8 protein-coding genes are annotated in these 12,970 nt (G+C 37.4%); all 8 read right to left on the reverse strand.

Annotation, left to right across the window (positions count from 1 at the left end; translation table 11 throughout):
• Nucleotides 1-3: 3 nt before the first annotated feature.
• On the reverse strand, nucleotides 4-1,779 hold the full coding sequence (locus HCG69_RS11095; RefSeq protein ID WP_221650101.1) for a glycoside hydrolase 43 family protein: 1,776 nt from the start codon (nucleotides 1,777-1,779) through the stop codon (nucleotides 4-6).
• 218 nt (nucleotides 1,780-1,997) lie between these two features.
• Complete coding sequence (locus tag HCG69_RS11100; protein WP_221650102.1) at nucleotides 1,998-2,405, reverse strand: hypothetical protein; 408 nt, start codon at nucleotides 2,403-2,405, stop codon at nucleotides 1,998-2,000.
• Nucleotides 2,406-2,836: 431 nt separating this feature from the next.
• A complete protein-coding gene (locus tag HCG69_RS11105) occupies nucleotides 2,837-3,517 on the reverse strand; it encodes a hypothetical protein (protein ID WP_221650103.1) in 681 nt (226 codons plus the stop codon).
• 1 nt (nucleotide 3,518) lies between these two features.
• Nucleotides 3,519-3,953: a hypothetical protein gene (locus tag HCG69_RS11110; protein WP_221650104.1), complete on the reverse strand. Its 435-nt coding sequence runs from the start codon at nucleotides 3,951-3,953 to the stop codon at nucleotides 3,519-3,521.
• 104 nt (nucleotides 3,954-4,057) lie between these two features.
• Nucleotides 4,058-4,792 carry a hypothetical protein gene (locus HCG69_RS11115; RefSeq protein ID WP_221650105.1) on the reverse strand — a complete coding sequence of 245 codons (735 nt, stop codon included), beginning with the start codon at nucleotides 4,790-4,792 and terminating at the stop codon, nucleotides 4,058-4,060.
• An 8-nt stretch (nucleotides 4,793-4,800) separates the two neighbouring features.
• Nucleotides 4,801-8,070, reverse strand: coding sequence for a DUF6443 domain-containing protein (locus tag HCG69_RS11120; RefSeq protein ID WP_221650106.1), 3,270 nt, complete (start codon nucleotides 8,068-8,070; stop codon nucleotides 4,801-4,803).
• Between the two features lies 1 nt (nucleotide 8,071).
• A complete protein-coding gene (locus HCG69_RS11125; protein WP_221650107.1) occupies nucleotides 8,072-9,256 on the reverse strand; it encodes a T9SS type A sorting domain-containing protein in 1,185 nt (394 codons plus the stop codon).
• Nucleotides 9,257-9,275: 19 nt separating this feature from the next.
• Nucleotides 9,276-12,668 (reverse strand): RHS repeat domain-containing protein, encoded by a 3,393-nt coding sequence (locus HCG69_RS11130; RefSeq protein ID WP_221650108.1) that lies wholly within the window; start codon nucleotides 12,666-12,668, stop codon nucleotides 9,276-9,278.
• Nucleotides 12,669-12,970 lie beyond the last annotated feature (302 nt).

Below are 12,970 nucleotides of genomic sequence, written 5' to 3' on the forward strand. Positions count from 1 at the left end.
CTTTTATTCTTCTGTTACCAGACCGCCAGGGCCGTCAAATTTATATTCGAACGAGTCGAACCAGGCGCTTCCACCCTCTTCCTTTGTATTATATGAATAAAGCCCTACACGAGAACCTTTCCAGTCACGAGAGCCTTCCTGAAAGGAATCACCACACTCCAGATAGTTTTGACCATCCAGACTATAAGAGAATTGATGCTTATTATTCAAGGCATCGATCACTAATTTTACATAAATCACCGGATCACCGGCTTTTTCTATTGTTTTAATCAGCTTTATCTGTCCTTCGTTCTCGTAATAAACAACCGGGGTTAATGTTCCATCATCCTTCTGCATCAGAACACCTGCTCCACAAAATTTATCACCAATACACTCTAAACCAGCACGTTGTCCTTCGGTCATAGCAGAATAATCCATCCGGATAACGGCTTCGCCCTTATACCCCATCGTCTTTTGAGTAAACTGATTGCGGGAATCACGCACACTTTCTGCTTTCAATGCTTTGATCTCCAACCATCCCGGACGGGAAGTAAGCGACCAGTTTTCATTTGCCGGATTATGATTGAATTGCCATTGTACAGCCAGCTTATCAGAAGAAAAATCATCACTGGCCTGCGGTGCATGCGGAGTTACATCACATTTAACAGCAGGCTTTTTGCAGACTTTCATCGGTTCACCAATTCCATTCTTGTCATAGTCCGTGCCGATAACCGGGAAACCGTCTTCCCATACCACCGGTTGCAAATGTACAACACGCCCTTGCGGATCGGCCGACTGGAAATGATAAAACCACCATTCTCCCTCGGGTGTATCTACCAAAGCTCCCTGATGAGGACCATTGACCTTCGTCACTCCCATTTCCAATACACGTTTTGAGTCATAAGGTCCATAAATATTTTTAGAACGCATCACCGTTTGCCAACCCGAACCTACACCGCCTTCGGGAATACTGATGTAATAATAACCATCCTTCTTAAAGAGTTTCGTCCCTTCGGCAACAGGACCTTCGTATACTTTCTTTCCATCGTCAAGAAGCCGACTACCGTCTGCACTCATCTTATGAATATAAATCGGACCACCACCCAATTGGCTGCGCCCCACATAAGCCTGTCCGTCATCATCCCAAAGCGGACAAGGATCTTCCCAACCACCGGCACTCTTCACACAATGTAAAGGTGTCCAGGGGCCGGCAGCGTTTGTAGCTGTAGACATAAACAACCCATCGTTTGGCATACATACAAACATCCAGAACTTTCCATCATGATAGCGTAGAGCAGGTGCCCAACTGCCATCGCCATAACGCTTCATTTCCGAAAAACCAGGAAGATCGATATGATTGTATATCTGACCAACAATGGTCCAGTTTACCATATCATCCGATTCCAGAACCGGTATACCCATAAAGTGGAACTCGGAACAAATCATATAGTATTTATTCCCTACCCGGATAACGTCCGGATCAGAATAGTCACCATTCAGAATAGGATTGGCAAACGTTCCGTCTCCCAAATCTCCCCAACGCGGATCTATATACCAGCCACTGGAGCCTCCCAGATCCTGCCCGCCACAAAACAATCCCATATAACCGCTATTGGTATATGCCCCTAATACCGGGCGAGCCCGGTGTTCACCCGGAAAAAACTCCTGAATAGATTCATCATCTGTTCCTACTCTTTCAAATGCCGTCATTTGCTGCGCAGTAATAGTGATAAAAGGTAAGCAGCAAAGAACAAGTGACAGAGCAGACCTGCTTTTCTTTAAAGAGAAAATGTTCTTCATAATTTTTATTTTAATTTGGTTAATAACTCGAAGGTTTGTGTGCAAATGTAGTGTTATTGGTTATCGCATATAGTGATAAATGTATCAATAAATATAACCAATGTAGATATTTTTGATATTTGAAGAATAGAATGCAGGCTACTTTCTACATTTCTGTTAGTAAACCACGAAAATTTACTATAACCGACTCTTCCCAAATACTTACCATATATCCTCTCTTACATTAGCCCTGGAGGTGATGAGGAAAACCCTAACGTAATATTCTCAATATCTCCTTCTCCCCAACATTCAATAGTAATCCATTTTATAGGAAAAACAAAAAAGCCCTCCGTTTCAACAAAATGAGAATCTACAACAACTTTAAGATGATGATAACCCATAGATACATTCATATTATCAATAAACAAATAAAGCTCAGAGAATCTATTATTCCTGAAATACAGTTTGTTATCAATATAAACCTCAATAGATATCTCTGTATTCTCTCCATTCCAACATGTAATATGATTTGATAAAACAAAAGACAAATTGGTACAATCCTTTCTAACATACCAATAAATGTTTTTAGAAACAAATATCAAAAAATACGACATTGCTAATAATAATAGAATTTTTCTCTTTTTCATATGATGCAAATTATGGTCTAACATAAATTGATGCCTTCCCTCTATTGGGCCTTTTCCTCCCTAAGGGGTTAATTTCATAATTATATCCTTTATTTAGCTCTTTATTTTTCCATTTCGAATAAACTGTTTTAAATTGTAAAAGGAACCATTTGACCTCATTAAGTTAAAAGGATTACGCTTATTATGTTCAAGGCCACTTAAATGCCCAAATTCATGAGTCGCTGTAAAAGTATCATAGTTTCGGTTTGTAATCATTCTATCATAAGGTATCGTGAATAAATCCACTTCAAGAAATACAACTTTCCTTCCAAAACTATTACTTCATCGTATTAACCCAACAATAAGTATACAAATTCTTATCATAATACTTCTCACGCAAAGAATCCATCGTCGTAAAACGACATAAGATCGAATCGTACCAACACTTACCATTACAAATCAATAAGGATAGAAAAGATTTCATACGAAAGCGCCTGTTCATTAAATCTAATCTCATCCAAATAATAAGCATCCATCGAAGTCAATAAGTCAACATTCTTATAGATGGCAAATTCAACTATTATCTGATCACATTCTTTTTTTAATATATCATCAAACTTTATTCTTTTATCAAAAATAGAGAAACTTTTAAGGGAGATATCTTTAACGTATTTCTTTGAATAAAAAAACGTTTCAGGAATTGAAATATAAAGTTTTCCTTCTGGAGGAATAGGACTAAAATGATATATTATCTGTCCTTTCCTTACGAACCTTTTTTCTCCTATTACGGTAAGATCAACATACTCTACTGATAAGTATGGCAAAAGCGGTAAAAAAGAAAATTTACGCTGTTTTGTTTTTTCATTATATCTATGCAAATATTTAGTATCATACAAATTTTCTTTCGATAAAATTGAAATTTCGTTCAGATAACTATCAAAGAGATACAAACTATCATCAGATTTATTAATGAATTCAAAAATCATACAATCATTTGATTTATTAACTAAACGTAAGCACAAACGATCCGTGGATACAGACTCATAATTATTGGGTTTTAGTTCTTTCATTTGTGCACTCAAATGAACCCCAAAAACAAACAAAAATAGTGCAGCAATACAAATCTTATTCATATTAATATACTCCCTGTTTTACATTTCTATTGTGAGTTTCATCATATGGTCGTGGAGCTAAATTCAGTATCCTCCTAACCCTATTGTGATAATTTATCACATTGTTTTGAGCTTTACCTTGGTAAATAACATGACCTATCTCATGAAATGTGACATCATTTACACCTTGAGATATTGTTTCTTTTATAAATCGTGGTCCATTATCAGGGATTATAGGTGTTACATAATACGCTGGAGTAACAGCATATACAGTAGCCTGTGTTTTAATAGAGGGGTTGATAAGAATTGTATTCTGTTTCAATGTAGAGTTTTCGCTTGCCAATACAGCAATTGCTCCACCACCTTTAGAAGCATCTAATGTTATCGTATTCTCTGCAATATCCATGATTTGAGCATTTCCTCCATATACAATATTTGTTACTACACTTTCATTCACAAATTTGTCATTTTTTTTAATTCATTTCTACGAAAGAAAGACATTTACTGAATATCCCTACTTCATTTTATATCTTGCATTTAAAGCCAGTGGTACACTATAATTCAATAATCTACCGGACGCTTTATCAATAACTTGTCATTATCATAACAACGCTTATTCTCAAAAATAAGGCTGTCCGACTTTACAAATACAAGCTGACCTAAAATACGGCGTTCATTTTTCAGTTCTCGACTTTTTTTATAAACCTCCCATCGCTTATCTTCGGGGAGAGTTCGACGGGTAGACTTTTCTACATAGAGATAAGGATTCCCATAAACCGAAAAATAAATAGTATCGGGCAAGGGCGTTCCCAGTCGTTTCCCATAATATGAAATACCTCGTTCTGCATCATCCCAGCCACATGGACCGGCAAAAATATTATCTACATCCTCTCTACCCAAATCATAGTAAATCCCAGTAATTCTATCATACTTATTACGTAAAGCCATATGATCAAACCAGATTCCGAATATTTTTGTATTATCGATTTCATAAAAGCGAATCCAAGGCAAATAATAACGGAAATAGATTTGATCTACACCACGAAGTTCATACGCACAAGCCTGACGTACATGGAAACGAATATCACGCAAGCTATCTTTCAATATCAAGGTATCACACAAAGGTTTGTAATACCAAATATCTCTTTCGGTACTAATTATCTGAGAGATTGAATCACAATGGATATCATAAGGTCGCAAAAGAAACACAGGTATCGTACATTTATACAATCCAAGCAGTATAAATATCACAGCAAACAGCCATTTGAAAAATCTTTTTATAGTAAACTTCTTCATAGACTATATTATTTGCGTTTATACACTGAATATCCTTGCGGATTATTTGATTTAATAACAGAATAAGCATTACTGGGTAAATATGGAAGAGTCCTTGTTACGCTACTCGCATACGAATGATTGGTAACTGTAGATTCATATACACTTATAACTGCTTTTGACAAAGCTCTCTGAACAACTTTGGCGCAATGATTGTCACTCCAACTATAGCCTTCACCAATGGCATCGATATATGCCCCCTCAATTGTTCTATCCTGTTCTTGGGTTGTAGGTATAACATATCCTTCCGGATATCCATATGCATCAATCGAAGAATCTTCCTTTCCTTCCTTACTTTTATCTTTCGTATTATAAGAGCTGTTCATAAAGCTTTCAGGCGAATCAAAAGGACCAACCTCTATATCATCAAAAGGTCTTCCTCCCACAATACCCAATGTTTTATTATATACAGGCGCACCATTGAATGAATAGTAATTCCATTTACCAGATTCATCCTGAATCAAAAGCCCCATGTGCTGATCGGTTCCACTGCCAAGATTAAGCACAGTAACACTATCCCCTCTTACATCTCCATACCTCATTGGATTATCCGCACAATACGAATACGGATTCTTATCATAGTATTTTTCACACAGCGGATCCATCGTCGTAAAACGACATAGGATCGGATCGTACCAACGCTTGCCGTTATCATACCAATAAAGCCCGTGCATCTTTTCAAGTTCTTTACCGGCATGGAGGAAATTATCTTCTTCCATAGGTATCTCTGAAAAAGGAATGCCATAAGGATAATAATCGGCATACTGAATCACACCGCGGGTCTCACTTAATATAACGCGATTACTACCGATTTGATCTGTGATGTAATAACAGTATTCACCATTATTTGTAGAGGGATTATAGTTGATATAGCCACCATCAACTCGGATCTTTTTCAATACATTATCTTCATAGATTAGGTTGTCGCAATAATCGATATGGTGCTCGACCGTTAAAGTACCGGAACTTGCTTGTACGGGTAAGCCGATGGGAGTATACAGTTCATTAAAAACGGTTTTATAATCAGCCCGGAGCTTAGTACCGTCGGCATCGTAACGGTAACAGATATTACTGCTATTTTCAAAAGTTATCTTTTCGGGCAGGTTCAGCAAGTTGTAATCAATACCTGTAATACCACGATTCAGGTCTTTGTATAAGTTACCATTATCATCATAGAAGAAAGTTGGGGTCATGTTGGGATATTTAGAAGTGAATTGAATAGGAAGGGAAGAAACATTATTCATACCACCTTCATAAAGACGATCCAACTCATATCCCTTTAAGTTCAGGCGTAGATCATCTTCATTTCGTCCCTTATAACTACGAGATATGGCATGAGCCGTGATAGGAGAGATAGTCTCTGACATAACATTGGATATAAACTGGCCATTACTAACCTTTTTAGATACACTGGAAGATAAGATGTCGTTATTATAGCCGTACTCCGCTAATTGCTCGCCGGTTTGTGCCAATGCCCCTGTAACCGGATCACGATAAGTAGTAAAATAGGATGCACCGGCTGGATTGCCATTATAACAACTGTTCGATTTATTCTGCCAAAAACCGTAATAAATAGCCTGCCTGTAATGAGTAGAATTGATTTGATCTATCCATCCACGGACGTTATAACCATACGTAGCGGAATCAAGATTTCCCGGATAACTCTTCTTCCGAAGATGTCCCAGTTCATCATATTCATTTTGTGCAAGAATTCGCTCTGCCCCACTATTCAAAGAGTGGGTAGTTTGCGTCAATCGACCGCCATGATCATACGTATAATGATAGCGTTCATTCAAAGAGGAAATCGTACTACTGGAATGGATATGCAGCACATCAACCGGAGAACCGGAGAAATTATAAGAGGTGAAATAAGTATCAAAACCTGCCAAGGAATTATTATTGCAGCTTTGAATAACACGCCCCTTAGTATCGTAATAAAAAACCGAATAAAACTTGTTCGTCACAGTAGAATCAAAGACTTTGACTATACTACCGGTATGTATCCCCTTAGGAGTAGTAAGATAAGAGGTGGGAAAACCACTTTGCATCTGATAATTAAACGGCGAAGGCAATCCAAGGTTGCCTATAAACGTATAGTTATCATAAAAGTCCACTTTTAGAATAGTTAGATTCCGGGTAGGTAAGCTCACATTACTGTAGCCATAACAATCAGATACGATACTACCTGTAAAGGTCTCTTTCAAGAGTTGATTGCGATATTCTTCACATAGCTGTCCATGACTTTTCCCACTTATTTTTGTTGTACCGGACAAAATAGGACGGGACAAAGCATCGTATTTTGTAAAACTCCATTCATCATGAGCACGTTGGTTGGGAGATTGGGAAAGAACCGGTCGATCGGCTTTATCATAAACGTAATAAATAGGTTCTATGCCAGGCAGTTTCTTGCTGATACAATTACCCCTGTCATCGTAATTATAGACATAACACATTTTATACAAGCCCGTTTCCGGAGTGACATCATAGAAGCCATCAGCCGATACAGAAGATCCATAAGTATTAAAAAAGAAAGGAGGTAAAACATAACGAAGTTGCCCCAGATTATCGTACACATAAATAACACCCTTATACTTAATGTGCTTACCTTCCAAGTCAACAAAATCATAGCAGGCAACATCATCTTCGTCTTTTGTCAATGTGATGATCAAGCTCGAAGCCGGATAAAAGCCACTTCGCTTCAGGCGATTGTTTTCAACAACGAAACAAGGAACGGATAACTCTCCGGTTGCCGTATTCACCTGATACTCGGTCCGTTGGGCTTTATCATTGACATGCCAATCCGCTCCGGGACCAATTTGCTTCACGACACGGTTCAAAGGAGAAGAGTCATAATAAGTACTCGTATAGGCATATTCATCTCCATAAAGAGAAGAAGACTGTGCTTTCACATCCGATGTAGGACGGTATTCACCCGAAGTACCACCCATTGCAACAGGTTGCCATTCGTGTGACATACGCCCAAAAGTATCGTATTCCACCATTGAAACAAGATCATTCATTTGTGGAGTAATACCCTTCATCACAGTCTCTGCAGGACGTCCAAGCCCATCATAATACTGAATACGAGTGATACACTGAGAAGGTACCAATGAAGAAGCATCCGAAGTAGTAATGCTGGGAGTAATAATGCGAATATAGTTTTGATCAGCAGATTGTCCGTTCAGCAGAGAAAAACATAAGCCACTTATAAACATGGATAATAATGTACGTCTCATCATTCTATTCCTTTATTAGTTTTTCAACAAATGTTTTATCAGCCACCGTTAACCGTAATACGTAGCTTCCTCTTGGACAAGCATCCATTGAGATGGTTTCATTATAGGTTCCTCCAGGCTTCCTCCCGCTGTCTGTTTGCTTCAGCAACCGTCCGCTAAGATCAAAAAGACTGATACATACCTGTGCGTCATCCGATAAGTAATACTCCAAAGTAACATCTGTTTTTACCGGATTGGGGTAAATATTGTAAAAGACCAACAATTCTGATTGCAACGGAGGGAGAGATTCATCTTCTCCTGGCCTGGAAGTATGCTGGCCAGCTGAGAGACTATTCTCCTTCAGTAACTCTTGTAATTGCTTGTTGAGCGAATCATTTTCAAGATAGATATGCTCTTCCGGAGGATAATAAAACGCAGTCGCATAATATGCTATCGGGCTACCGGACTTAAAAGTTTCACAACGGATGGTTTCAAATACCGGATAACGGTATCCTTCGGCATACCAACGATAATTTGTCTGACGCAGTAATACAGTATCGCTTCTCAGATGCTCTTCAATACGGGCTTTACGAAGGACAGTAGAATCACCGTGTACTCTAAGTAAGATGGAGTCCGTCCAAGAGATATGTTCACAAATATCTTTTTGCAGACACATCCGAACCACATTCTTCAAGGTATCGTTGCCCGGAAGCAACATGGTTCCCCAGGCATCTACCTTCACTTTTTCACGACCTTGTGAAATGAATGCCAACTTATCACTATATTTCCCCTCTCCATAAAAATTACTTTCCAGAGAGTCCATATAATGAAACGGATATCGAAATTCAAGGCCGGGTACAAGAGCATTGAAATAGGTGGTACGATTACGGTATCCCTCCAACATCAAAGAATCACCACAGTTCAACCGGTATTTATACTCTGTCAGGTGCTCTTTCACAAAAACCACCGTATCGTTGCCACCATAGCAAACGCAATAAGGGAACTTCACCGGTTGGAGATTACTGTAATTCCAGAAAACATTAGTCCCACTACGCCCCGGATCCTTATAATTCACTTCTTGCTTCACTACTGTGTCGTTAGCACGTATATGGATATAATCCTTTTGTAAGGTATATTGTGAGTAACATAAGCCCGTACTTACAAGAAGTAGAAGTAGCAGAGCGACTCTCTTTTTATTGTCCGTAATCATAAGTTCAAAGTATTATTTTTTATTGATTCCTATAATGGTAATCGTACTCTTCAACAGTATTGTGATTCGTATCCATTACATGTATCAGACGACCTAATGAATCATATTCATAATAGGCCGTCACACCTGAGGGATCAGTTATTTGAGTTACACCAATCAATGGCTTATATTGAAAGGTCGTAATATGAGCGTCACTTAAGGCAGATAAGGTTCTTAACTTATCCAGTTTCGATTTATCAGGATTGACATTTGTTGACAAAGAATCAATAGATATCAGACCAACAGATACCAAAGCAGTATTTACAGTGGAGGAAGTAGCATTTTTTATCTCAGCAACCAGATATTGCCCATTATACGCCCAAAGATATACAACATGAGTACCATCTCTTTTTTCTATCTCAGCAGGATTACCGTAATTATCATAACTAACAACCGTATAATCGGCTTCATAGTATTGCGAATAATTATCTGTCAGAGACAGAGAAGGTACTTTTTTCAATGAGTAAGAACTTTTCTTTAATACAGCATCCAAACTTGCATCAAAAATATATTGAGATTTATTTCCGGATATGATTTTACCATCTTTGAGTGTAACAGTTTCAAGAGGAACTCCAATCATACTTTTATCTTTCATTTTTAGAGCTATTTGGTCTGAAAAATCTTTTGCATACTTTGTTAAGGTTACAAAGTCATTTTCCCCTAAAGACTCCATTTGCTCTGAAACGAGCCGGTTGCCCATATCATATTTATACCTTGTCTGCTTATGAACAGCTTTCTTGCCAAAGTCAAAATAATCACTCTCCGAAATAGAATCCAAACTCCAATATTCAGGTTTGACTTCATAGAACTGTATTCCTATCCTACTGGCATCAAAAGGTTCATAAAATTTAGGTATATATTGTGTAAAAGCTCCCGGTATCTGTTTAAAAGAATAATTAAATATCTTTTTCTTCTGTAGAATTCCGTCACTGTCATAATGAGCCTCCTCCAGCAATGAACCATTGCCTATATGATACTCTTTAGGTATTGGAAATGGGATCTTTGTTTTGAAGGGCTCTGCCATGTATCTGTAGGTAGTTTTTCCTGTCGTTTGGTTGTTCGCATCCACACAGCTCTCTTCAACGTATTTACAAACAACCTGAGCAGCAGCACCATTGTTGGGAATAAAAGGGGTACCAAAGTTGGGACTAAATTGTTTATTGTATGCCATAAATTTCAGCATCCTCATTCGTATACCTTCATAATAAGTGCTGTTCGCTATCGTCCGGTCTAAAATCTGCAAAAAAGCATAGTCGGGTATTGATAATAAGCAACCCGATAATTGTCCATTTTCCGAATAGGAATATCGCTTTGTACTTACTATGTCACCCTTATCTATATTCTGTATTTCTTTAATTCTAAGACCACCTCCCTTACTCTCACTATGCCAGGCAAAAGCCATGGTACTTACTGATAGATGATAATTGAAAGATTTATTTTGTCCGTTTTGATCCTTTGCCTCTCTCCATAAATAAATTCTATATGTTCCTTTTTTGAGATAAATGGCATCCGCATCTAAATCAATTGTTTCAGCTTCTTTTTCCAGATTAATCAATTTACTATAAACATCTATATAGCTGTTACCATGCTTTTCCTGAAGGAAGATACGACTTGCTCTTGACAAAGCCGGTTTGTATGAATCGTGTACGTGATAGTGAAAAGACAATCTTAGATACGAATCATCTTCTAAAACAAAATCTTTTCCATAAGTGTATTCACTGCCTTGTTGGAAACTGGCATCCGGGCTGTATGAAACACCTGAACTTAAGGGAAACTTTCTAATAAATCCACCATTACTCCCATTTCGGAAATCATGTGATTCATATATAAATCGTGTTTTACCTCCGGTAGGATATTCAATCATATCCAAAGTTCCATACTGCATATACTTTTCATTCGTAAGTTTATCAGCACCTATTTTTATGTAAGATTCAGGATAGTTACAAGTATTCTTTATATTTCCCTGAGTTTTTAATTCTGTATAAGTAGGAAGCTGGACTTGATTCACAGCCCCGTTGTAATATCCCCACAAATCTGAATTATAAGAGTTTTTGGCAGGTAATACTCCCTCTTTGTACGTAAATTTGTATTGCTGATGTATCTGTTCCTGTGCATCAGTTATTTCAAACGAATTGAGCATTAAACGACTCAACTTAACATCCGTCGTATCACTCATATAACTATAGGAAAGTTTTATGTTTTTGACATGATTACCTGATCGATTTTTAATTATAACCTTATCCAGTTTCTGAGGAGGCAAAGATGAAATCCCCGGCCGGACACGATATAAATCAGCGTAACGCTCCATATCTTTCCTTGCCGAAGTTATAAAAGAGATACTACCTCCATCAAAGCTGATAGTAGAGGGTAGTAATTGCTCTATGCCGGAGTAGGTATAGCTATAATACTTATTTGTTCCGCCTCCAATAATTATATCGCCAAAACTCTTATCAAATATCGGAATATCAGATTGATAAGAAGTACTTATGGGTGTACTCGAATTCTCATGATTATATGTAAAACTAACCTTTCGGCCTTTGGGGGATTCGATAGATTCCAACTGACAGTTCGTATCCGTACAGGAACCTTTTTTTCTGAGATATAATCTACTTTTATCTGTACTGAGAGCTGGAGTTTCGTGCTCCGTTTGTTCAGCATAGACATGGGTATATTCATTCTCTTTAAAAATAAGCTTAAAACCTTGTTGATCAACAACAAGCCATTTATTCTCTCTCGTATTGTATGTAATGTTCAAGTATTGATTTGAAGATTTAATTACAGGTTTTATATAATCAGAGATAGGAACACCATTTTTCCTCGGTTCAAAATAAAAGGTACCGGAATAACCGCAGAAATTAAAATGATATAAATCCGGCTCGTTGTCCTGACCTGTCAAGTAAGATGCTTCAGTAGTCAATAATTCATTTCCCGCTATCTGCTCAATCACTTCAGTCAACGGATTATAATTAATTTTATAGAGATATTGATCATAGTTAGACCGCCATGTATAATAATACCCGAAAGACACTCCTTCAGGAGTAGTAGAATCGTCATAACTAAAATCATTAAAGCCTCTCACTTCCTTAGTTATGCATCCTCCCGTTTCTAAAGACCAACCTAACCCTACCCATCCGGATTCCTGATCAACCCGGATACCGGATGAATTGTATTTCAATTTTATGGGTATGATTAAACCATCCAAATCTATTTCATAGAAAGGAATTTCGATTACAGGAGTTCCGGTATGATATCCTATAGGAAAGTTACCAAATTCGCCCATGGAGGCAACATTGGGAGAAACCGGAATATTTATATCTTGACTATATAAAGCAGTCGATAAGGTAAGTAATAAGATAAAGATTTTGTGCCTCATTGTTTTTTATACAATATTGTAAAATAAATTAATGACTATTATTCTTAATATACAATTCATGATATCATAGATAATAAGCGAAATATGCAAAAAGACTTATTTGTATTGGTAATTTAAAAGTATAAATAGGGTTATTATTACTACTCCAGCAGTGACTGCACCCACTCCGTTGGCATACCAATAAAACGATCATAGCCTACAATATGGTTATTTAAAGCACGTAATATTATAATTAATACACTAAGGGCACAGAGTTATTATATAATTGATTTTAAATAATTAGAACTCTGTGCCCTGTGTAT

Source organism: Bacteroides sp. K03 (assembly GCF_019734355.1).
Taxonomy (GTDB): domain Bacteria; phylum Bacteroidota; class Bacteroidia; order Bacteroidales; family Bacteroidaceae; genus Bacteroides; species Bacteroides nordii.